This window comes from Lentzea sp. CC55, assembly GCF_021056325.1.
Lineage (GTDB): Bacteria > Actinomycetota > Actinomycetes > Mycobacteriales > Pseudonocardiaceae > Lentzea > Lentzea jiangxiensis.
Map to the genome: position 1 here is coordinate 206,736 of NZ_JAJCXE010000004.1, position 22,147 is coordinate 228,882.

Sequence of the window (22,147 nt, forward strand, 5' to 3'; positions counted from 1 at the left end):
GTGCCCTTGGGCTGCGACCGCCTGCCTGAAAATGAAAATAGTTCATGTTAACGACCCAGGCCCGGTGTGAGCCGGACCACACAAGTGGATGCAGCGAACGGAGGTGGCTACGGGGTTTCCCATGCCGCAAACGACACTGACACGGAGGGGGCGGCGTGGGGTTCGACCAGTTCGTCGCTGATCGGCTGGACCGGCTGCTGGGGTACGCCACCGCGATCACCTGCGACAAACACCTGGCGCAGGACATCGTGCAGAACGTGCTCATGCGCGCGCAGGGCAAGTGGGAGCGCATCGGGGCGATGGACGCGCCCTATCTCTACGTGAAGCGCATGGTGACCAACGACTACCTGTCGTGGCGTCACCGCAAGGCGGCGCGTGAGATCGCCGTGGAACGCGCCGAGCTCGCACGGCACGTGCCGTCGATGGCCGACCCGGCTGACGCGCACGCCGAACGCGAAGCGATGCGTGCGCGCATCGCCGTGTTGCCGCGCAAGCAACGTGCCGCGTTGGTGCTGCGGTTCTACGAGGACTGCAGTGACGCGGAGATCGCACAGGTGCTCGGTTGCGCGGAATCCACTGTGCGCAGCCAACTCTCTCGCGCGTTGCAGACGTTGCGCGCCCACGAACTCGCCCGGTCCGCCACCCTGGGGGTGCACTCATGAACGACCTGATCCGCCAGGCGATCGCCGCCGAGGCCGAGGAGCGCGTGGACTCCCGGACGGTGCTGGCGGGCCTGCACAAGGCCAAGAAGCGCAAGCCGTTCGGGCTCATCGCCGGCGTCGCGACGCTCACCGCGGCCGCGGCCGTCGCGGCGGTGGTCGTCCCGACGACGATCAAGAAGACGGACGCGTCGCCGGCCGCGCCGCCGGCCGCCTCGCAGAACGTGCTGCTCATCGGCACCGACGACAGGGAGCTCACCGACGCGCTCGTGCTCGCCCGCTTCGAGGCGGACGGGTCCGTCATCGCCGTGTCGCTGCCTCGGGACCTCCAGGTCGGCGAGAAGAAGATCAACAGGCTCTACGAGCGGGACCCGGAGGAGCTGACCGGCGCGGTCGAGCAGCTGACCGGGGTGGAGGTCGACCACTACGCGGCGGTCGACATGAGCGGGTTCGGCCGGATCGCGCAGGTCGTCGGCGGCGTCGAGGTGTGCCTGCTCGCGGCGACCGAGGACGAGCGGTCGGGTGCCTCCTTCCCCGCCGGGCGGCAGACGCTCGAGGGCGACCGGGCGCTCGCGTTCCTGCGCCAGCGGATGGGCCTGCCGCAGGGGGACCTCGACCGCGTGAAGCGGCACCAGGCGTTCCTGACCGGGCTCGCGGCCAAGATCAGCAAGGACAACGCCCTGGCACTCGCCGCCGAGGTGGGCAAGTCCGTCCGCGTCGACGAGGGCTGGGACGTGCTCGCGTTCGCGCAGCGGTTCCAGGGGCCCGTCAAGATCGTCACCGGGACGCTGCCGGTCGGCGCCCCCGTCGACGGCCCCGCCGGGCAGGCGCTGCAGGCCGACCCGGGAGCGTCGCGGCAGTTCGTCGCGGACTGGTTCAGCGGCAAGGGAACCCCGCAGGACGGGTGCGTGCGGTGACGTTCACACCAATGGAGCATCAAGTCGCCCGGATGCGGTGTCGATGACCAGCATGTCGGCCGCCGGGCGGCCGCTACGATCGATTCGTGCGCGAACCACTGGAACGGGACTCCGAGATCGCGCACATCCGTGGAGCTCTGGACGCAGCCACCCGTGGTGAGGGTCGCGTCGTCGTCATCGAGGGCCGTGCGGGCATCGGCAAGACCAGGCTCGTGCACGAGTGCCGTGAGCTGGCCAAGGAACGCGGGTTCGGGCGGCTCCAGGCCGTCGGCGACGCCCTGGAGAGCGCCATGGCGTGGGGCGTCGTCCGGCAGATGGTCGAGCGCTCGGTGTCGCGGTACTCCGGCGAGATCCGCGAGAAGATCCTGGCCGGACCGTCCGGGGCCGCGCTGAAGGCCCTGGACGACGCGGCGCTCGACCCGAGCGAGGCCGAGCTGGCCCGCACGCTGCACTCGCTGTGGTGGGTCGCGGTGGACCTCTCGTCCACCCGCCCGCTGCTGATCACCGTGGATGACGCGCACTGGGCGGACCACTCGTCGCTGCAGTTCCTCGTCTACCTGTCCCGGCGGATCGCGGACCTGCCGATCGCACTGGTCGTCGCGACCAGGCCGCCGGCGGACAACTCCGGGCCGCTCGCGCAGCTCAGCGTGTCCGCCGACCGGTTGCTGCCGCGGCCGCTCACCGCGGAGGCGCTCGGCGCCCTGGTCGGCGGGCATCCCGAGGTCATCACCGCCCTGCACGCCGCCACCGGCGGCAACCCGTTCCTGTCCGGTGTGCTCGTCGACGAGCTCGCGGCGCTCGGGCTGCCGCTGGACGAGGCGTCGACCGCGGAGAAGGTCGGCACGCTCGGGCCGAGCACGGTCTTCCGCGCCACGCTCGGCCGGCTGCCCGCGCCCGCCGTGGCCCTCGCCGGAGCGGTCGCGGTGCTCGGCACGCACGCGGATCCCTGGCAGGCGGCGGAACTCGCCGAGGTCGACGACCTCCCCGCCGCCGTCGAGGCCCTGACCGCGGCGAACGTCCTGGTCACCGGCGAGCACCTGGAGTTCGTGCATCCCGTTGTGCGAGAAGCAGTTCTGTCCGGTCTGGGACCGATCGCGCGCGCCTCGCTGCACGCGCGCGCCGCGAAAGCCTTGTGGGAAGCGCGCGCGACGGTCGATCGAGTGGCCGCACATCTCGTGCACGCTCCTAAAGGGACGCTGCCCAACGCGGCGGAAGTGTTGCGCAAGGCCGCTTCTGCGCTGCTCTCGGGTGGTGACGCGCGCACGGCGGCGGCGCACCTCGCGCGGGCGGTGGACGAGAAGCCCGACGACGCGGGGTTGCGCGCAGAGCTGGGCAGGGCGTTGTTGCGCACCGGCGACGCGGTGAACGCGCACCGGCACCTGAAGGCCGCGGCACAGGGACTTCCGGACGCGGAACTGGTGGCCGCGGCGGCCTCGGCGACGGCGGCGCTGGAAGGCCCGGCGGCGGCGATCGCGGAACTGACGGAGGCCATCGCGGCCCGTCCGGACGGTGAGTCCCGGCTGCACCTCGAGGCACGGCTGGCGGTGTTCCGCTCGTTCCTGCCCGACCAGCGGCAGACCGCGTCGGCGCACCTCAGCGCGTACGCAGGCCTGGCCGGCAGCACTCCCGACGAACGCACGCTGCTCGGTCTCCTCGCGCAGATGGGCCGCTACGAGGTGTGGCCGCACGACGAGGTGGCCGCGACGGCGACGCGCGCGCTCGCGAACGGTGCGTACCTCGACGACGCCACGGGTAGCACGGACGCGATGGTCGCGTGGCTCGTGGCGTTGCTCGCGCTGATGGCCGCGGACGGTGTCGACATCGCACGGCACGAGATCGAGCGCGCACGGCTCAAGGTGCGCGCGCACGGGTCGCCGATCGAGTTCGCGATGGTGACGAACGCGACGCTGTTCCTGAACTGGCGCTGCGGCAACATGCAGGCCGTCGAGGCCGAGGCCGAGAGCGCACTGGCCGCCGTCGCGCACGAGGACCCGGTGTCCGAGGTGATCAGCCTGCGAGCCACGTCGACGCACTTCGCGGTCTACGCGGCGCTCGAACGGGGTGACGTCGCGGCGGCGTCCGCGTTCGCCACGGCGTTCGACTCCGCCCATGCCGGCGCACGGCAGACGATGCCGATGATCTGGCTGCACGAGGTGCGCGCGTTGATCGCTTTGGCGGAAGGCGACGCACGGCGCGCGATGTCCGAGGCCTACCGTCAGCGCGACGCGATGCACCAGGTCCACGTGGATCCGCCGACGATCCCGTGGCGCGCTCCGGCGACGCGGGCGGCGTTGCTGCTCGGCCAGCACGAGCTCGGCCTGGAACTCGCCACCGAGCAACTGGAGCTCGCGCGCAGGTGGGGTGCGGCGACCGAGGTCGGGGCGGCGCTGCGGCTGCTCGCGCACGCCGATCCCGGGTCACGGCTGGAGCTGCTGACCGAGTCCGCGTCCGTGCTGGAGACCTCGCCCGCCCGGCTGGAGCTCGCCCGGTCGCTGGTCGACCTCGGCGAGGCGCTGCGGGTGGCGCGTCGCAGGTCGGAGGCGCGCGAGCCGTTGCACAGGGCGATCGACCTGGCCGCCGCCTGCGGCTCGGCGGTGCAGCGGACGCGTGCGGTGGAGGCGCTGGAGGCGCTCGGTGACCGGCCGCGGCGGCAGGTCGTGGTGGGAGCGGAGGCGCTCACGGCGTCCGAACGGCGGGTGGCCGACCTCGCGGCGACGGGCCGGGCGAACAGGGAGATCGCGCAGGAGCTGTTCGTGACGCCGAAGACGGTCGAGAACCACCTCGGCCGGATCTACACGAAGCTCGGGATCGCCGGTCGCAGGGACCTCGCACGCGTCCTCGCCTGAGACGGAGCGACGTGGGGGTGTCCTTGATACACCCATCTTCTCCGCGCAGGGGTTGAGGGTCGTCCCCTCATGCCCTTGGGGGTTCGTCTCGGCGAATCTTGTGCCACCGCAGGGGGAACACAAGATCTCGGAGGGGAAACCGAAATGATCCGCAACGCTCTCGTCGCCGCCGCCGCTCTCACCGCCGTCGTCGCTCCCGCCACCGCCGCGGCCGACCCGGTCATCGGCACGCCGCCGCCCTGCGTCGGAGCGTCCGACCTCGCCGGCCCCGACTTCACCGTCAAGAAGTGCGGCGTGAGCGACGTGGACCAGCACCGCGCGGGCCTGGAGAAGAACGGCGGCGCCTATTGCGGTCCCGCCTCGCTCTACAACGTCCTGCACTACTGGGGCCACCAGAAGGACGCGCCGGTCGGCTGGCTGACCACGAAGGTCGGCGACCTCAACCCGAAGGACCCCGCCGACTACGGCGTCATCACCAACTCGATCGGGCGGATCGGCGTCGACGCCAAGTACGACGGCGGCACCAACCTCACCAACCTGCGCACCGCGTGGACCATCGCCACCAAGCCCGCCCGTGACGCCGGCTGGACCACCTCGACGGGTGTGGTGAGCACCAACAACGTCCCGGACTTCGCGGGCGAGCTCGCGAAGAAGCTCAACGAGGGTCCGCTGCAGCTCGTCTACGGCCGCTACAAGGCGGGCCCGACGGCCGGCTCGTTGCAGCGCAGCGGCGGCCACATCGTGACCGTGGTGTCCGCGACCGGGTCGTTCGGCGGCAACACCCTCTCGCTGAAGCTGGCCGACCCGGGCCGCGCGGCGGACAGCGGCCAGGGCGACTACCTCTACACGCAGTCCGGCTACGAGTCGCTCGACGTCACGCTGACCAAGAAGGTGCTCAACGAGTACGTGCCGGTCAAGGACGACGAGAACACCCGTGAGGACGAGTCGCAGCAGCCGGGCACCTACCGCACGGTGACGCGCTGGGAGCTCACCGGCCCGCGCTACGTCAGCGACACGACCCGTCAGATGGTCGAGGGCTTCAACTGGTTCGACATGGCCAAGTGATCGCCCGGTCGGAACAGGGCCGCACCTCTTCAGGGGTGCGGCCCTTCGCCCTAGCCTGGGTGCATGGCCCTCCGCGATCGGGAACGGACCCGCCGCCGGTTGCTGGACGCCGCGTTCGTCGAGTTCGCCGCCTACGGGATCGCCGGCGCCCGGATGGAACGCATCGCCCGCATCGCCCACTGCTCCGCGGGTCTCGCCTACACCTACTACGGCGGCAAGGACGAGCTGTTCGACGCCGTGCAGTCGGAGGTGGCGGGCGCGGCGGCGGTGGAGTTCGACGCGGCGGACCTGCCGGGCTACGCGGGCCGGCTGTACGACCTGCAGCACCGGCACCCCGAGTACGCGCGGCTCGCGACCTGGCAACGGCTGGAGCGGCGCGGGCCGGTGCGGCGGGTGGGGGACGTGGAGGCGGTCCGGGCGGCGCAGGAGTCCGGGGTGGTGTCGTCGCGGTTCTCCGCCGAGCAGGTGCTGCTGATGGTGCAGGCCGTGGCGTCGATGTGGTCCGGGGCTCCTGCCGGGACCGATCACGTGGAGCGACGGCGGACGGTGGTGGAGGCGGTTCGGCGGCTGGTGGAGCCGTAGTCCGGCCGTCGGGGCCTCCCGGACCCGCGCCGACGGCCCGGGTCACCCCTCCGCCGTGGCTAACCTGGCTGCATGCGTGTTCTCGTCGTCGCCGCACCCCTCCTCGGTCACGTCTTCCCGCTGGTCCCCCTGGCCCTGGCCCTGCGCGAAGCCGGACACGACGTCGTGGTCGCCACTGGGGGCGAGGCGCTGCGGGTGCACGACTCCGGCCTGCACGTCGAGGACGTCGTCCCGGGGAACGTCCGCTTCGGACCGATCGCGCTGCGCATCGTGCTCACGCACCCGCTGGTGGCCAAGAGGGAGCTGGAGGGCAGCGGGCGGCTCGACTTCGTGTCGCGGATGTTCGGCGCGGTCGGTGACGCGATGACGAAGCCGTTGCGGGCGCTCGCGGCGAGGTGGCAGCCGGACGTCGTGGTGCACGAGCCGCTGGCGGCCGCCGGGTCGGTGCTCGGGGTGCCGTCGGTCGTGCACGACGTGTCGCTGTTCGACGGGCTGGAGCTCACCAGGGCCGTGGGTGCGCGGATGAAGGCCGAGGTGCGCTCTCCCGCGACGGTGCTGCGGACCGCGCCGCCGTCGCTCGGCGAGTTCCCCGGTGGGGAGGCGATGCGGTTCGTCGCTTACAGCGGGGGCGGTGACGTGCCGCGGTGGCTCGTGGAGCCGTCCGGGCGGCCGCGCATCCTTCTCAGCCGGAGCACGGCGCCCGGTCCCGGCGCGGGGAAGATGACGGCGGCGGTGGTCAGGGCGGCCGGGCGGGTGGACGCCGAGTTCGTGCTCGTGCGTCCGGAACGGACCGACGGGCTGCCGGACAACGTCCGGGCGGTCGGGTGGGTGCCGATCCCGCGGGTGCTGCCGTTCTGCGACGGGATCGTCCACCACGGGGGCGCGGGGACGTTGCTCGGCGCGCTCGCGGCCGGGGTGCCGCAACTGGTGGAGCCCGGGCCCGGGGACCGGACCACGCACGCCGACGCGATCACGCGGCGCGGGGCGGGGCTCGGGGCCGCGCCGCGGGACGTGACGCCGGAGCTGCTCACCCGGCTGATCGAGGACCCGAAGCTGCAGCGCGCCGCCGGTGAGGTGCGGGCGGAGATGGCGGCGATGCCTTCACCCGCCGACGTGGCGGCACGGTGGGAAAGTCTCGTTCGGGGCTGAACGACTCACGGAAATCGGCCCCGCCGCAATGGGACAGCACCTAATCTGGCCGGGTGCGAATACTCTTCTCGAGCCTAGGCTCGCACGGACACGTTTATCCGATACTCCCGCTCGCGGTCGCCGCCCGCGCGCAGGGTCACGACGTCCTTTTCGCCGTCGACTCGGGATTCCACGCGACTGTGGAAAAGCTCGGGTTCACCGTGGTCGACGCGGGCATCAGCATCTGGGACGCGTTCCGGCAGGCGAACGAGTTGCACGGCACGGCGGCGTTCCGGCGGGACATGCTGCGCCAGACGGCGGTCGACGCGTTCGGGTCCTTGCTGCCCAGGGCCTTCGTGAACGATCTGGAACCGGTGCTCGAGCGGGACAAGCCCGACCTGGTGGTCTTCGAGATCATCAACGCCGGCGCGGGGCTCGCCGCGATGCGCGCGGGCATTCCGGCGGTGTGCCACGGATTCGGCAAGATGGACGAGTCGCTGGTGCCCGAGGCGATGAGCGACCTCTTCCTGGAGTACGTCGCCGAACTCGGCATCACCCTTCCGAATGGGCAGCATTACGGTCTCGGATCACCTTATCTGGACGTCTTCCCGCCCTCTTTGCAGGACGTGGAGTTCCTTTCGGACGTGCATCGAATTCCGATGCGTCCGGTCCCGTTCGCCGAACCGGGCGAATTGCCAGGATGGGTGGTCGAGCACCGCAGGCCCCTGGTCTACCTGACGTTCGGCACCGCGTTCTCGAACGCCGAGGTGCTGAGGACCGCCGTCGCCGGGCTGTCCGGGGTGGACGCCGAGGTGCTCGTCGCGACGGGACCGCAGGTCGACCCGTCCGCGCTGACCGGCGTGCCCGGCAACGTGCACGTCCTGCCGTGGGTGCCCCAGGCGGATCTGCTCGCGCACGCGGATCTCGTCGCGCACCACGGCGGCGCCGGCACCACGGTCGCCGCGATGTCCAACGGCCTGCCGCAGCTCGTGCTGCCGCAGGGGGCGGACCAGTTCCGCAACGCCGAGATCGTCGCGAACACCGGCCTGGGCGCTCAGCTCGTCGGCGAGGACTTCACCGCCGACGCGGTGCGGGAGGCCGCCGGCAGACTGCTCGGCGACACCGGCGTGCGGGCGGCGACCGCGCGCGTCGCCGCGGAGATCGCCGCCATGCCCCACCCGGACGAGGTCGTGCCGAAGCTCGTGGAGCTCGCCGGCTGAGGACGTGCGGACCGGTGCCTACTCGCTGGGCACCGGTTTCAGCGCCGCCAGCGCCTCCTCGACCGAGTCGTGCAGCACCAGGACGTCGGCCACGCCCGTGACCTGCAACGGCCTGCGGACGGCTCGCTGCGGCGCGACCACGCGCAGGTCCTTGCCGTGTTCGTCGGCCAGCTCGTGGGCCGAGATCAGCGTGGAGATGCCGGTCGAGCCGAAGAAGCTGACCAGCGTCAGGTCGGCGACCACGGCCGGGCCGGTCGACTCGCACCCCTGCCGCAGCGCGTCGAGCACGTCGTCCGCGGTGTCGACGTCGATCTCACCCTCCACCGCGACGACCGCCACGCCGGCGACCTCCGCGACGTGCACGGTGAGCAGCGGTGTTTCCTGGAACTGATCTTCGTTCACCAGCACTCCCCGGTGGCCGAAGCGCACGAGACTCGGACTCCGAGCACCCTGCTGAACCCGGCTACATCTCCGACGTTACGGCCGTTGCTTCCCCTTCACAACATATTGCACGCCCGGCGGCCGGACGGCGGCCGGGCGGGCACGCTCCGCGAGCAGCAGCGGGGTCTCCGTCGTGCTCCTCCCCTGCCCTTCAGCCCACGGCGTACCGGAAGTTCCGCGACCTGCCGAGCACGAACGGCCGCACGACGTCGAACACCTCCTCGTGCTGCTCCGCGACGCCGAGCCGGGGTGAGACCAGCTTGACCAGGTGACTCGCGCCACCGCCCAGGGCGCCGCCGAGGGGCAGGACGCCGAGGAAGATCTCGGCGCTGGAGCTCGCGGCCGCTTCCCGCAGGCGTTGCAAGGCCTCCAGCGGGAGCTCGCGGAGCAGGACGTTGTCACCCTGGTAGGCGTGCGGCGGCAACGGCCTGCCGGCGGCCCGGGCGAACGGTTTCACGCCGAACTCCTCCTTCAGCGGCGGTGCGACCCGGAGGTGGCCGACGTCGAATGGGCGCGTGCTCGCGAACGTCACGCGGACGACGTCGCCGAGGGTGGTGAGCGCGGGCGTGACGTGGTCCGGCAGGTCCCACGCGTGGAACGCCTCGAAGACGGCCTCCGCGTGTTCCGCGGCGAAGAACATCTCGCCGGCGTGGACCTCGCTGATCGGCAGGAGCTCGAACTCCAGCGCGGTGACCACGTCCCCGACCTCCTCCGTGGCGCGGACGCGCTCGCTCGCGAAGCCGAACTCCCTGGCCAGCACGCTGAACCCGCCACCGAGGGTGTAGCCGACGACGCCGACGTCACCCGCGTCACCGCTCAGCGGAGCCAGGCCGTGCGGTGCCGCCCGCTCGATGACCTGCTGCCACACCGCACCCGCCCCGGTCCTGGCCGTGCGCGTCCTCGGGTCGACCTCGACGGCGTTCATCCGCCTGGTCGAGATGAGGACGCCCGTGGTCGGCGTGGTCAGGCCGTGGCCGGTGGCCTGGATCGCGTGTTCCAGGCCGTGGGCGTCGGCGTACCGGAGGGCTTTCTCGACGTCCCGCGCGTTCTCGACGGCGAAGACCACCTGCGGCTCGTGGCGGAGTCCCGTCTGGAAGCCGCTGCGTTCGTCGTCGTAGCCGGGATCGCCGGGGTGGAAGATTTGCATGATCCGAGCCTCGCCGAGCTGGGCTTATAAGTCCAAGAGCTGGTTGTGCTCCTCTCTATAATCGTTCGTTATGGAGCTTCGGCAGCTGGAGTACTTCGTCGCGGTCGCGGAGGAGGGCTCGTTCACACGCGCGGCGGAACGCGTGCACGTGGCGCAGCCCGGTGTCAGCGCGCAGGTCCGGCGGCTGGAGCGCGAGCTCGGGCACGACCTGCTGGACCGGTCGGGACGCGCGGTGACGCTGACCGACGTGGGCGCGGCGGTGCTGCCGTGGGCACGGGCGGCCCTGGGGTCGGTGGAGTCGGCCCGGCGGACCGTCGAGGAGATGGCCGGGCTGGTGCGCGGTGCCGTGCGCGTCGGGATGGTCGTGTCCTGCGGGATCCCGGACCTCCCCGAGCTGCTGTCCGCGTTCCACTCCTCGTTCCCCGGCGTCGAGATCACGCTGACGGAGGCCAACTCCGACTCGCTCTTGTCGTCCCTTGTGGACGGACAGCTCGACCTCGCGCTGATCGGGTACGCCGGCGGGGCTCCGGAGGGGTTGTCGGTGCGGGTGCTCGCCGACGAACCGCTCGTGGCCGCGGTCGCCGAGTCGGATCCCTGGTGCGGCAGGGAGTCCGTCACCGTGGACGAACTGCTGGAGCGCGGCCTGATCAGCCTGCCACCGGGCACCGGCCTGCGCGGGGCGTTGGACGAGGCGTGCGGGTCGCGGCGGCCGCGCATCGCGTTCGAGGCGTCCGCCCCGCCGATGGTGATCACGCTGGCGCGGCGCGGGCTCGGGCCGGCGGTCCTGGCGTCGTCGATGGCCGGGGACCTCCACGCGGTCCGGATCACCGATCCCGTGCCGCACAGCACGCTCGCGTTCGCCTGGCGCGCCGAGGGTCCGCGCAGCCCGGCCGCGCGGGCGTTGATCGCGCTCGCGGAAAACCGGGTGACAGCGGGCTGACCGCCCTGTCACGATCACCTCATGTTCCTGACGGCTGAGCGCAACACGCACGCGGGTGTTCCCGCGTGCGCGCTCGCCGCCGCCTCGGCTCAGCTGGCCGGCGCCCGACCCTGACCCTTCTCCAGTCCATCCTCCAGGACCGCTGGAGGAGGGTTGTGGAGGTCTCCGGTCCTGAAATCCCAGCTGTTTTCCCGAGGACAGGGACATGAAGCAGGAGTTCGTGCGCGCCAAGCCGCACCTCAACATCGGCACCATGGGTCACGTCGACCACGGCAAGACCACGCTCACCGCGGCCATCACCAAAGTTCTGTCCGAAATGGACCCTTCGGGCACGACCTTCACGGCGTTCGACCGCATCGACCGCGCGCCGGAGGAGCTGGCCCGCGGCATCACGATCAACATCGCGCACGTCGAGTACGAGACGCCCACGCGTCACTACGCGCACGTCGACATGCCCGGCCACGCCGACTACGTGAAGAACATGATCACGGGTGCGGCGCAGCTGGACGGCGCGATCCTCGTGGTGTCCGCGGAGGACGGCACGATGCCGCAGACGCGGGAGCACGTCGTGCTCGCGCGCCGCGTCGGCGTGCCGCACGTGGTGGTGGCGCTCAACAAGGCCGACGCGGTGAGCGACCCGGAGCTGCTCGACCTGGTGGAGCTGGAAGTCCGCGACCTGCTCTCCCGGTACGGCTTCGACGGCGACGCCACCCCGGTGGTGCGGGTGTCCGGCCTGCGCGCGCTGCAGGGCGACCCGGTGTGGGTGCGGTCGGTGGTCGAGCTGCTCGACGCCGTCGACGCGCACGTGCCGGAGCCCGTCCGCGACCTGAGCGGCGCGTTCCTGATGCCGGTCGAGAACGTCATGACCATCACCGGTCGCGGCACCGTCGTGACCGGAGCGGTGGAGCGCGGCGTGCTCGGCATCGGTGACGCGGTCGAGGTGGTCGGCCTCGGCGCGGCGGTGACGTCGGTCGCCACCGGCATCGAGACGTTCGGCAAGCCGATGCGGCAGGCGCGGGCGGGGGACAACGCCGCGGTCCTGCTGCGCGGCGTGAAGCGCGGCGAGGTCCGGCGCGGCCAGGTGCTGGCCCTGCCGGGCAGCGTCGCGCCGCACACCCGGTTCCGCGCGACGGTGTACCTGCTCTCGCACGCCGAGGGCGGCCGGCACACCGGCATCGCGTCGAACTACCGCCCGCAGTTCCACTTCCGCACCGGCGACGTCGTCGGAGTGGTGGAGCTCGACAGGACGCCGGCCATGCCGGGTGACACCGTCGAGGTCACGGTGGAGCTGGGCAAGGCGGTGGCGATGGACACCGGGCTCGGCTTCGCGATCCGCGAGGGCGGCAAGACCGTGGGGGCGGGCACGGTCGGCGAGATCCTCGCCTAGGGCGGTGGCGACGACCCGAGAAGGTGGTCGCGCTGCCTGGGAACGCGGCGGGATGTGATGTCCCGCCGCGTTTTTCCGCGTCCGCCGGCGGCACGAGCACTGACGTGTCGAGCGCGCCGGGAACGTCGAGCCGCTCAGCCCGACCTGTCGCTCACCGAGTGCGGCGCGCCCACCGGCTTCGACTCGGGCGACCCGCGCTGCCTCAGGTACACGCTCAGGATCGCCATCGAGGCGATCGCCAGGAACTCGGACTGCCAGTTCTGCAACGACCGGTTCCAGAAGTCGGCGCTCAGGAAGTACTGGAACAGCCCCATCGGCTCGGCCAGCGGGTCGGAGTTGTTGGCGTACCAGCCGGCGACCCACTGCAGGACCCAGGAGACCAGGAACAGCACCAGCATCGCGAGCCCGAGCGACTTCGAGAACACCGCGGTGCGCCAGCCGCCGGCCTTCGCCCACTTCGGCGAGTCCTCCTTGACGTACGCGCCGACCTGCTGCTCCTCATCGGTCTCGCGACCGGCCTTCTTCGCGGGCTTCGACTCGGTCGAGCCCTTCTGGACCAGCCAGACGGTGGCGGTGACGTACAGGAAGAACTGCAGGTACTCGGACTGCCAGTTCTCCACGACGTCGACGAGGAAGTCGGCGGAGACCAGGTAGGACCCCAGGGTCGGCAGCGGCTGACCCAACGCGGCCTGACGCTCGTTGTGGTCGGCGTGGCCGGCGAAGAGCTGGCCGACCAGCGCCGCGAGGAAAAGACCTGCGAAGACGAGCGTCAGGCTGTGCTCGCGCAGGAAGCTCCTCATAGGACCGGCTGCCCTGCGCGCGCACTTCTAAACGTCGAGCAGCGGCACGACTTCCTTCGCCCAGAACTCGAAGAACTCCTGCTGGTTCTTGCCGATCTGCTGCACGTAGACCTCGTCGAAGCCGGCCTCCGCGAACTCCCTGATCTTCTCCGCGTACTGCTCGGGGTCGGGGCCGCACGGCATCGACGACCGGATCATCTCCGGCGTCACGAGCTGGGAGGCCTGCTCGAAGTGCTTGGGCGAGGGCAGCACCTGCGCCAGCTCACCCGGCAGGCCGTCGTTGGGCCACAGGCGGTGCGCCGTGGAGACGGCCTCGTCCTCGGTCCTCGCGTAGCAGACCTTGAGGCCGCTCTGCGCCGGTCCGCGGCCGCCCTCGGCGCGGTACTTCTCCACGAGCTCACCGTTCGGGCCGACGCTGATGTAGCCGTCGGCGGTGCGGGCGGCGAGCTTGACGGCCTTGGGGCCGAACGCCGAGACGTAGATCGGCACCGGGCGTTCGGGAAGGGTGTAGATGCGGGCGTTCTCGACGGTGTAGTGCTTGCCGTGGTGGGTGACCTCGTCGCCCTGGTGCAGCGCGCGGATGACGTCGATCGCCTCCTCCAGCATCTCCAGCCGCACGTCGGCGGAGGGCCAGCGGTCGCCGAGCACGTGCTCGTTCAGCGCCTCGCCGCTGCCGACGCCGAGGACGAACCTGCCCTCGGTCTGGACGGCCGCGGTCGCCGCCGCCTGCGCGATGACCGCCGGGTGGATGCGGATCGTCGGGCACGTCACGGCCGTGGTGATCGGCAGCGTCACGGCCTCCGAGAGAGCACCGATGGTGCCCCAGACGAACGGCGACTCGCCCTGCTCGTCGTTCCACGGGTGGTAGTGGTCGGAGATCCACAACGACTCGAACCCGTGGTCCTGCGCCATCTTCGCGTGCCGGACGTGCTCGCGCGGTCCGTGCTCTTCCGAGGAAATGAAATAGCCCAGTTTCACGGCAGCAACTCCTGGATCTTGGTGTGCAGTCCGCGGCGCAGGACGCCCCACGCGTCGGGGTCGCCACGCAGCACCGCTTCGGTCATGTCCTTGATCTGGTCGAACGTCGCGTGCGGCGGGATCGGCGGCACGTCGGGGTCGCAGCGCACGTCGAGGACGGTCGAGCCGTCGAACGCGAGCGCCGTCTCCCAGGCGGCGCCGAGCTGCTCGGGGTCGTCGACCTCGATGCCCTGCAGGCCGATCGACCGCGCGTAGGCGGCGTACGAGACGTCCGGGAGCGACTGCGACTCCTCGAACTTCGGCGCACCGCCCATCGCGCGCAGCTCCCACGTGACCTGGTTGAGGTCGTTGTTGTGGAACACGCACACGACGCACCGGATGCCGTAGCGCCGCAGGGTCAGCAACTCCGCCATGCCGTTCATCTGCATGGCGCCGTCGCCGACCAGGGCGATCAACGGCCTGTTCGGCTGGGCGAAAGCGGCGCCCAGCGCGTACGGGACGGCACAGCCCATCGTCGCGAGCGTGCCGGACAACGACGACCGCACGTTGCCGCGCACCCGCAGCAGCCGGGCGTACCAGTTCGTCGCGGAACCCGAGTCGGCGGTGACGATCGCGTTGTGCGGCAGGCGCCGGGACAGCTCGGAGACGATCCTCATCGGGTTGACCGGGTCGGCGGGCACCTGCGCCTGCCGTTCCACGACCTCCCACCAGCGCTCGACGTCGGCCTCGACCTTCGTCCGCCACGAGCGGTCTTCCCTGCGCCGCAGCAACGGGATCAGTGCGCGCAACGTCGCCTTCGCGTCGCCGACGAGGTTGACCTCCGTCGGGTAGCGCATGCCGATCGCGCGGCCGTCGAGGTCGATCTGCACGCCTCGCGCGGTACCGGGCTTCGGCAGGTACTGCGAGTACGGGAAGTTCGATCCGATGATCAGCAGCCGGTCGCAGTCGCGCATCATCTCGTACGAGGGCCGCGTGCCGAGCAACCCGATCGACCCCGTCACGTACGGCAGGTCGTCGGGCAAGACGTCCTTGCCCAGCAACGCCTTCGCGACGCCGGCGCCGAGCAGGTCGGCGGTCGCGCGCACCTCGTCGGCGGCGCCGCGGGCGCCTTGGCCGATCAGGATCGCGACCTTCTCGCCGGAGTTCAGCACCTCGGCCGCGCGCTCGATCTCGTCGTGCGCGGGCGTGACGACCGAGGACGGACGGGACGGCGGGCTCGACGGGATGTGCTTGAACTCGTGCTTCGGGGCGGCGTACTCCTGCTCCTGCACGTCGTTCGGGATGATCACCACGGTCGGCGCGCGGTCGGCCTGGGCGGTGCGCATGGCCCTGTCCAGCGCGTTCGGCAGCTGCTCGGGCACCGTGACGTCGACCAGGAACGAGGCGACGTCGCGGAACAGCGAGTGCAGGTCGACCTCCTGCTGGAAGCTGCCTCCCTGCGCGGTCCGGGCGGTCTGGCCGACGATCGCGACGACCGGCACGTGGTCGAGCTTCGCGTCGTAGAGGCCGTTGAGCAGGTGGATCGCGCCGGGGCCGGAGGTGGCGAGGCAGACGCCGACCCGGTCGCTGAACTTCGCGAAACCCACGGCCGCGAACGCGGCCATCTCCTCGTGCCGGGTCTGGACGAACCGCGGGTCGTTGTCCGCCTTGCCGAACGCCGCGACGATCCCGTTGATGCCGTCGCCGGGGTAGGCGAACACCTGCGCGACTCCCCAGTCGCGCAGGCGCTGCACCACGAAGTCCCCGACGGTCGTCGTCACGAGCGCCCCTCCAGGACGTAGACCGTGTAGGCGGAGCGGATGATGGGCTGCGCGACGTTCCGGACGCGCACGCCACCCGGCGTCATGCCCTGCTCGGTGCCGAAGTGCGCGTGACCGTGCACGGCCAGATGCGTGCCGGTGGCGTCGATCGCCTCGCCGAGCAGGTACGAGCCGAGGAACGGGTAGATCTCCGGCGGCTCACCGCGCAGGGTGTCCGGCACCGGGGCGTAGTGCGTCAGCGCGACCTTGATGTCGGTGTCCAGCTCGGACAGCGCGCCCTCCAGGTTCTTCGCGATGTCGCAGGTGTGCTGGACGAACGCCTTCATCTCGCGCTCGCCGAACGCGCTGCCGCACTTGCCCGCGAAACCGCCGCCGAACCCCTTCACCCCCGCGACGCCGATGGAGCAGCCGTTCACCCGGTGGGTGAACGTCGTGCCCTCCAGCACGTGGATGCCCTTGTCCTGCAACGTCTTGGTGACTTCGAGCGGCTTGTCGTCGTGGTGGTCGTGGTTGCCCAGGACGGCGACGACCGGCACCGGGAGGTCCGCGAACTCGTCCGCGACGACCTCGGCCTCGGCGACCGTGCCGTGCCGGGTGAGGTCTCCCGCCAGCAGGAGGACGTCGGCGTGCTCGCCGACCTTCTCGAGGGCGGGGCGGAGGTGTCCGCGCATGTCCTCGCCGAGGTGGATGTCCCCGACCGCAGCGACTCGGATCATCGCAGGTCCTCCTCACCCTCCGGTTCGCCCGCAGGTGTCACGCGCACGTCGTTGAGGATCTTCAGCTCGGGGGCGGCCTCGTGCAGGACCTCCTCGAGCGCGGCGCGGCGGTCCGCGCAGGCGACGTCCCCGGAGAGCATCACGTTGTCGCCGCGCACGGTGACGCGCACGCCGAGCTCCGCCGTCCGCGGGTCCTCGGCCACCGCCCTACGCAGATTTGCCGCCAGGTACTGCTCGGAACTCATGGTCCCTCCCGATGATGTCCAAGCGTTCGATGAGCACCAGGAACGCTTCGGCGTACGGGGAGTGCTTGGTCTCCTCGCGCACCTGGTCCCAGTCGATCTGTTCTCGCAGCGCCCGCGCGAACGGCAGCAGCTCGCTGAAGTCGCAGCGGTGGCCGTCCAGCACGAGCAGCTTGCTGCTCAGCACGAACGTCGCCGGCATGACCGGCAGCATCACCGAGCCGACCGGCATCTCCTCGGCCATCGCGAGGATCTCGTCGGTCACCGGGCGTTCGTTCGGGCGGAAGAGCAGGTCCACGAGCGAGTCGCCGTCGTAGACCTTCAGCAGCCAGTCCTCCGGCGGCTCCGCGCCGCGCAGGCCCGCCTCCACGAGCACCCGCACGGCCTCGTTGACGTCCTCTTCCCTCACCAGGAGGTCGACGTCGTGCTCACTCACCGGCCCTCCTCGCGCGTAACCGGCGCAACCACCGGTCAGCGCGAACGGGATCTCCGCTCCACGTAAGACCTTGGCAACCTTGGTCAAGGTCATCAGCAACTCGGCCTGCACGTCGCTCATGCGCTCCGGGTTACCCGGCTGATCGCGACGTCAACCTCGGTCACCGGCGAGGCGTGCGTGCGTTTCGGTGTCGTAGCGGACGCCGTCGTACAGCAGCCGCGCCCGTTCGACGCCTTCGACCGGGAAACCCGCCCCGAGCGCGACGCGGCAGGAGGCGGGGTTGTCCACGCGGTGCGCGAGCTCCAGGCGGAACAGGCCGAGCTCGGTGAAGGCGAACTCGCTGAGCGCGCGGCAGGCGGCGGTGGCGAGGCCCTTGCCGCGCGCTTCCTCCCGCACCCAGTACGAGACCCACCCGGTCAGGTGCCGGCGTTCGACGCTCGACACGGCCACGTTGCCGACGGGCACGCCCTCGTGCAGCACGGCGAACGAGTAGGCCATGTCCTCGTTCCGGCGCGCCTGCGCCAGGGCGATCCACTCCCGGGCGGCGGGCAGGGAGTCGACCGGGAAGGTGAACTGGCGCTCCATCAGCGGTTCGCCGGCGGCGGCCAGCACGACCGGCGCGTCGTCGGGGGTCCAGGGCCGCAGCAGGCTGTTCACCCGCCCACCTTCCGAATCCAGGCGTCGGGCCGCAACTCAGGGGGCATCCCGCACGTCAGACGTACAAGGGACGAAGAGGGAGCGCAGATGGTCATTTTCGGCTGGCGCACGACGATCCAGCAGATCCGCATGCTCACGCTGGTGTGCGGGCACTGCCACCACCAGTCCGCGCACAACCTCTTCCGGCGCTGCACGAAGCCCACGATCTTCTTCATCCCGCTGTTCACCATCCGCAGCAGGTACGGGCTGCAGTGCACGTTCTGCGGTGTCTCCTACGACATCAGCAAGACGCACGCGCATCAGCTGGTCTGACAGGCCTCGCAGCCGGGCGCGTGCCGGTCGGTGGTGACGCGCCCGCACTCCGGGCAGATCAGCTCGAGAAGGCAGGCCGGCTCAGCCTCAGGGACAGCACCGACGTCCACAGCCAGCCGATCGTCGCGACCGCGTAGAGCAGCACCGTGCCGCCGGGGTCGCCCAGGAACGCCATCGGCACCATCAGCAGCAGGCCCGTCAGGCCGCTCACCACCGCCAGCCACCCCCCGAGCCTACGCGCGAACACGAAGCACGCCCCGATCCAGCCGATCATCGCGACGCCGAACGCCACCGCGTGCAGCGCGCCGTGCCAGGACGTCGACGTGGGCGGGCCGTCGGGAGCGCCCGCCGGGAAGCCCAGGGCCGGATCGGCCACGAACACCCCGCCGAGGACCATTCCCACCCCCATCAGGCCGATCAGCCGCGCACCCCACCTCGTGTGCCGCGTCATGCCGGTCGCCGCCACGACGAACAGCGCCCCGCAGACGACGAAGTTCGCGATCTGGATCCAGCCGGGCGAGCCGAGGCTGAGCATGCTGAACGGGTGGCGGGTGAGGTCGAAGCCCTCCCGGGTGAACGCCTGGGCGTACCCGACGACGAGGTAGAGCGGTCCGGCGACGACTCCGCAGGCGATGCGGGACATGGGTTCCTCCAGAGGTTCGGTGTGGGGAGAACCGAAACACCGACAATTTTTTTTGTCAAGACTAGTACTGCTGTCTTGACGAAGAGAATCGTCGGCGGCAGGATGGGACCATCCACGAGCCTGGAGGGAAGAGCCGATGGGGCACGAGTTCAGAAGCACCGACGAGATCGAGGTGCCGGCGTCCGTCGAGGACGTCTGGACCGCGATCGCGACCGGGCCCGGCATCGACTCGTGGTTCATGGGCCGCAACGAGGTCGCGGACGGCCAGGTCAGGATGGCCTTCGGCGAGTACCGGCCGACGAGCGGGATCACCGCGTCCGACCCGCCGCACCACTTCGCCCACGACAGCGGCAAGGCGCCCGACGGCCGGTTCATCGCCTACGAGTTCCTCGTCGAGGGCCGCGAGCACGCGAGCACGGTGCTGCGGATGGTCACGAGCGGCTTCCTGCCCGGCGACGACTGGGCCGACGAGTTCGAGGCCATGACGCTGGGCGGCGCGCTGTTCCGGCGCACGCTGCAGGAGTACCTGACGTACTTCCCCGGCCGCACGGCCCGCCCGCTCACGGTCTTCGGACCCGTCGTCACCGACTGGGACGAGGCCTGGAAGAGGCTCGGCGCGGCCCTGGCGGAGAAGCTCCCGGACGCCGTCGAGTTCCACCGCAACGCCCACACGCTCGGCCTGCGCACCGGCAGCGGCATGTACCGGTTCCTGCGCGGCTTCGCGGGCCCGATGATCGCGGCACACCACGTCTTCGAGGGCGCCGAGTCCGAACAGGACTGGCAGGACTTCCTCGACACCACCTTGGGAGAGCAGAGATGACGCGCTTCACGACCTCCGCCGACGGCACGCGGATCGCCTACTCGGTCACCGGCTCCGGCCCGGCGCTGCTCCTCGTGGACGGCGCGATGTGCCACCGCCGCTTCGGCCCCACCACCGAGCTGGCCTCGGTGCTCGACAAGGACTTCACCGTCCACACCTACGACCGGCGCGGGCGCGGCGAGACCGGTGACGGCGCGACGCCGTGGTCGCTCGAGCGCGAGGTCGAGGACATCGACGCGGTCATCCGGGAGGCCGGCGGCAGCGCGTTCGTGTTCGGCGTGTCCTCGGGCGCGGTGCTCGCGATGGAGGCCGCGTCACGCCTGCCGGGCATCACCAGGCTCGCGCTGTACGAGGCACCGTTCGTCGTGGACGGCACGTACGAGCCCCGCCCCGCGGACATCGTGCGGCAGATGAACGACATGCTCGCCCGCGGCGACCGTTCCCGCATGCTCTCGACGTTCATGAAGATGGTCGGCGTGCCCGCCATCGGCCTCGCGGTCATGAAGCTGACCCCGGTGTGGAGGAAGCTCAAGCCGGTCGCGCACACGCTGCCGTGGGACCTCGCGATCCTCGGCGACGACGGCCGCGGCAGCCCGCTCCCGGCGCACCGCTGGAAGGTCGAGGTGCCGACGCTCGCGATGGACGGCGGCAAGTCGCCGGAGTACCTCCGCAACGCCATGCGCAACGTCGCGGAGGTGCTGGGAGCGGAGCACAGGACGCTGCCCGGTCAGACGCACCTGTACAAGTCGTCGGTCATGGCGCCGGCACTCGTGGAGTTCTTCTCGCGAGCCCAGCGCACCGCCGGTCCCATCGCGTAACCGGCCACGACGAACAGCCCTCCGACCAGCAGCCAGCCGAGCGCTCCCCAGCCGAGGACGACCGTGGTGAGCAGGGCGGGGCCGACCATGCGGGCGACGGCCGTTCCGGTCGCGAAGAAGCCCTGGTACTGGCCCTGCCGGCCGGCGGGCGCGAGGGAGAAGCTGATCTCCCACGCCCCGGAGGCGAGCATCATCTCGCCGAGCACCTGCAGCGCGGCGGCGGCGACCAGCAACGCCGCCGCGGGCCAGGCGCCGAGGCTGAACGCCGTCACGGCGAAGACCGCGCAGGACGCGAACAGCACCAGTCCGGCGTGCTCCACCAGCTTCGAGGCCTGCCCCAGGCCGGTGGCGCGGCGGGCGATCCGGACCTGGAACAGCACGACGGCCGCGGTGTTGAGCACCAGCAGCGCGGCCGCGAGCCACGTCGGCGCCTCGGTGCGCTGCACGATCCACAGCGGGATGATCAGGCTCAGCAACGGCATGTAGAGCAGCATCACGGCGTTGATGAGCGTGACCAGCGCGTACGGGCGGTCCCCGAGCACGTCGAACTTGCCCTTGGTCCTGCTCATCACCGTTTCGGGCAACGTGGCCACGACCGCCGCGGCGGCCATGAAGCAGAGCACGTCGAGCACGAACACGGCGGTGTAGGCGGCCTCGGTGCCGAGGTGCAGCGCGAACCCCCCGGCCGCAGCACCGACCGCGATGCCCGCGTTGGCCGTCGACTGGATCCGCGCACGGGCCCGCGTCCGCTCCCGAGGTGTCGTGAGCCCTGCGAGAAGTGCCTGCCTGGACGCCTGCAGCCCGCTCTGGAAGCTCGCGTACAGGCACATGACCACCACGAACGCGGTGAAGTCCTTGGTGAGGAGGAGGACGCCGATGCTCGCGGCCGTGGCGGCGGCGAGCACGACGGCGGTGGTGCGCGGGCCCAGCCGGTCGGCGACGTGGCCCAGCGCGACCCCGGCGACGGCCCCCACTCCCCACGCGAGGGTCAGCGCGAGGCCCACCCGCGCCGCGCTGAGGCCCACGACCTGCGTGAAGTAGAGGGCCGAGACGACGAGGAAGCCGCCGTCACCGATCGAGCTCGTCAGCTGCGCGTACGCGAGTCGCCTGGTCATGCTTCAGACCGTAGGACTGCGATTGACCCTGCGGCTGGGACAAGAACGTGCTCATTCTCTGGGCCAATTCGGCTTCCACGGCCGTCCGGAGCGGCTTGACCACGGGCCGCGGTTCCGTCAGGGGTGCATCCGGGCGCCCTTGAAGATCTTGTCGACGGCGTTCTTCCGGCCGTGCACCGCGATGCCGACGAGGTCGAGGTCCTGCGTGTGCACCTTGCGGACGGCGGCGCGGTTGTCGGCGTCGTTGCCGGTGGCGAACAGGTCCGCGGTGAAGATCGACATGACCTGGTCGCGGTGGAGCGCGCGTTCGTGGGCCTTCCTGACGAGGTCCCGGTCGCCCTGCAGCACCACCACGGGCTGGCCGAACATGGGCAGGTACTCCACGTCGTCGGCGTCCACGTACGGCTCTCCGCGCAGCGCCTCCGGCAACCCGCTGACGAGGAAGGCGGTCACGTTCAGCGCCTGCCAGCCGGCCAGGTCGTCCCGCAGCAGCACAGCGATCTTGGTGTCGAACATGC

Annotated in this window: 24 protein-coding genes; 12 read left to right on the forward strand and 12 right to left on the reverse strand. The window is 71.1% G+C overall.

The annotated features are described in order from the left end of the window. Positions 1–155 precede the first annotated feature (155 nt). From L6E10_RS03275 to L6E10_RS03305, 7 genes are all read left to right on the forward strand, one after another. Positions 156–662, forward strand: coding sequence for a SigE family RNA polymerase sigma factor (locus L6E10_RS03275; RefSeq protein WP_236216630.1), 507 nt, complete (start codon positions 156–158; stop codon positions 660–662). Further along, positions 659–1,576, forward strand: coding sequence for an LCP family protein (locus L6E10_RS03280; protein WP_236216632.1), 918 nt, complete (start codon positions 659–661; stop codon positions 1,574–1,576). Before L6E10_RS03275 ends, L6E10_RS03280 begins: the two co-directional genes overlap by 4 nt. 86 nt (positions 1,577–1,662) lie before the next feature. Then, entirely contained in the window at positions 1,663–4,422 is a 2,760-nt protein-coding gene (locus tag L6E10_RS03285) for an AAA family ATPase (protein WP_236216634.1), read from the forward strand. A 144-nt stretch (positions 4,423–4,566) separates the two neighbouring features. Then, entirely contained in the window at positions 4,567–5,487 is a 921-nt protein-coding gene (locus L6E10_RS03290; protein ID WP_236216636.1) for a hypothetical protein, read from the forward strand. 63 nt (positions 5,488–5,550) lie between these two features. Next, positions 5,551–6,069, forward strand: a complete 519-nt coding sequence (locus L6E10_RS03295) for a TetR family transcriptional regulator (protein WP_236216638.1) — start codon at positions 5,551–5,553, stop codon at positions 6,067–6,069. A 72-nt stretch (positions 6,070–6,141) separates the two neighbouring features. Then, positions 6,142–7,218: a nucleotide disphospho-sugar-binding domain-containing protein gene (locus tag L6E10_RS03300; protein WP_236216640.1), complete on the forward strand. Its 1,077-nt coding sequence runs from the start codon at positions 6,142–6,144 to the stop codon at positions 7,216–7,218. A 53-nt stretch (positions 7,219–7,271) separates the two neighbouring features. Further along, entirely contained in the window at positions 7,272–8,417 is a 1,146-nt protein-coding gene (locus L6E10_RS03305) for a glycosyltransferase (RefSeq protein WP_236216642.1), read from the forward strand. Between the two features lie 18 nt (positions 8,418–8,435). Here L6E10_RS03305 and L6E10_RS03310 read toward each other — a convergent pair whose 3' ends face one another. Both L6E10_RS03310 and L6E10_RS03315 read right to left on the reverse strand, forming a co-directional pair. Beyond that, positions 8,436–8,819, reverse strand: coding sequence for an STAS domain-containing protein (locus L6E10_RS03310; RefSeq protein WP_236216644.1), 384 nt, complete (start codon positions 8,817–8,819; stop codon positions 8,436–8,438). 190 nt (positions 8,820–9,009) lie between these two features. After that, positions 9,010–10,005: an FAD-binding oxidoreductase gene (locus L6E10_RS03315; protein ID WP_236216646.1), complete on the reverse strand. Its 996-nt coding sequence runs from the start codon at positions 10,003–10,005 to the stop codon at positions 9,010–9,012. A gap of 70 nt (positions 10,006–10,075) precedes the next feature. On the opposite strand from L6E10_RS03315, the gene L6E10_RS03320 reads away from it, so the two are divergent. Together L6E10_RS03320 and tuf are read left to right on the forward strand one after the other, a co-directional pair. Beyond that, positions 10,076–10,945, forward strand: a complete 870-nt coding sequence (locus L6E10_RS03320) for a LysR family transcriptional regulator (protein WP_236216648.1) — start codon at positions 10,076–10,078, stop codon at positions 10,943–10,945. A gap of 205 nt (positions 10,946–11,150) precedes the next feature. Next, complete coding sequence (gene tuf / locus L6E10_RS03325) at positions 11,151–12,332, forward strand: elongation factor Tu (protein WP_236216650.1); 1,182 nt, start codon at positions 11,151–11,153, stop codon at positions 12,330–12,332. Positions 12,333–12,466: 134 nt separating this feature from the next. Here the strand turns inward: tuf and L6E10_RS03330 are convergent, their stop codons facing one another. Genes L6E10_RS03330 through L6E10_RS03360 form a run of 7 tightly spaced genes read right to left on the reverse strand, consistent with a single transcriptional unit; the run spans position 12,467 to position 17,921 of the window. Then, on the reverse strand, positions 12,467–13,132 hold the full coding sequence (locus tag L6E10_RS03330; RefSeq protein ID WP_236216652.1) for a DUF6766 family protein: 666 nt from the start codon (positions 13,130–13,132) through the stop codon (positions 12,467–12,469). 27 nt (positions 13,133–13,159) lie between these two features. Further along, the gene (locus tag L6E10_RS03335) at positions 13,160–14,110 is read right to left on the reverse strand and encodes a TIGR03557 family F420-dependent LLM class oxidoreductase (protein ID WP_236216654.1); all 951 of its coding nucleotides are present in this window, start codon (positions 14,108–14,110) and stop codon (positions 13,160–13,162) included. Next, entirely contained in the window at positions 14,107–15,870 is a 1,764-nt protein-coding gene (locus tag L6E10_RS03340) for a thiamine pyrophosphate-requiring protein (protein WP_236216656.1), read from the reverse strand. Before L6E10_RS03340 ends, L6E10_RS03335 begins: the two co-directional genes overlap by 4 nt. Further along, positions 15,867–16,586: a metallophosphoesterase gene (locus L6E10_RS03345; protein ID WP_236216658.1), complete on the reverse strand. Its 720-nt coding sequence runs from the start codon at positions 16,584–16,586 to the stop codon at positions 15,867–15,869. Before L6E10_RS03345 ends, L6E10_RS03340 begins: the two co-directional genes overlap by 4 nt. Next, positions 16,583–16,831 carry a BON domain-containing protein gene (locus L6E10_RS03350; protein ID WP_089921671.1) on the reverse strand — a complete coding sequence of 83 codons (249 nt, stop codon included), beginning with the start codon at positions 16,829–16,831 and terminating at the stop codon, positions 16,583–16,585. Before L6E10_RS03350 ends, L6E10_RS03345 begins: the two co-directional genes overlap by 4 nt. After that, positions 16,794–17,384 carry a nucleotidyltransferase family protein gene (locus L6E10_RS03355; RefSeq protein WP_236216660.1) on the reverse strand — a complete coding sequence of 197 codons (591 nt, stop codon included), beginning with the start codon at positions 17,382–17,384 and terminating at the stop codon, positions 16,794–16,796. Before L6E10_RS03355 ends, L6E10_RS03350 begins: the two co-directional genes overlap by 38 nt. 30 nt (positions 17,385–17,414) lie before the next feature. Further along, positions 17,415–17,921, reverse strand: coding sequence for a GNAT family N-acetyltransferase (locus tag L6E10_RS03360; RefSeq protein ID WP_236216662.1), 507 nt, complete (start codon positions 17,919–17,921; stop codon positions 17,415–17,417). Positions 17,922–18,008: 87 nt separating this feature from the next. Here L6E10_RS03360 and L6E10_RS03365 point away from each other — a divergent pair, with 87 nt between their 5' ends. Then, positions 18,009–18,233, forward strand: a complete 225-nt coding sequence (locus tag L6E10_RS03365) for a zinc-ribbon domain-containing protein (RefSeq protein WP_236216664.1) — start codon at positions 18,009–18,011, stop codon at positions 18,231–18,233. Between the two features lie 58 nt (positions 18,234–18,291). On the opposite strand, the gene L6E10_RS03370 is transcribed toward L6E10_RS03365, so the two are convergent. Next, positions 18,292–18,876 carry a DUF998 domain-containing protein gene (locus L6E10_RS03370; protein WP_236216666.1) on the reverse strand — a complete coding sequence of 195 codons (585 nt, stop codon included), beginning with the start codon at positions 18,874–18,876 and terminating at the stop codon, positions 18,292–18,294. Positions 18,877–19,012: 136 nt separating this feature from the next. Here L6E10_RS03370 and L6E10_RS03375 point away from each other — a divergent pair, with 136 nt between their 5' ends. Continuing rightward, entirely contained in the window at positions 19,013–19,696 is a 684-nt protein-coding gene (locus tag L6E10_RS03375; RefSeq protein ID WP_236216668.1) for an SRPBCC domain-containing protein, read from the forward strand. After that, entirely contained in the window at positions 19,693–20,514 is an 822-nt protein-coding gene (locus L6E10_RS03380; RefSeq protein ID WP_236216670.1) for an alpha/beta fold hydrolase, read from the forward strand. The genes L6E10_RS03375 and L6E10_RS03380 overlap by 4 nt, the downstream gene beginning before the upstream one ends. Here the strand turns inward: L6E10_RS03380 and L6E10_RS03385 are convergent. Together L6E10_RS03385 and L6E10_RS03390 are read right to left on the reverse strand one after the other, a co-directional pair. Next, on the reverse strand, positions 20,424–21,629 hold the full coding sequence (locus L6E10_RS03385) for an MFS transporter (RefSeq protein WP_236216672.1): 1,206 nt from the start codon (positions 21,627–21,629) through the stop codon (positions 20,424–20,426). The two genes, L6E10_RS03380 and L6E10_RS03385, sit on opposite strands and share 91 nt — an antisense overlap. 117 nt (positions 21,630–21,746) lie before the next feature. Continuing rightward, positions 21,747–22,145, reverse strand: coding sequence for a DUF2000 domain-containing protein (locus tag L6E10_RS03390; RefSeq protein WP_236216674.1), 399 nt, complete (start codon positions 22,143–22,145; stop codon positions 21,747–21,749). Between the last annotated feature and the right edge of the window lie 2 nt (positions 22,146–22,147).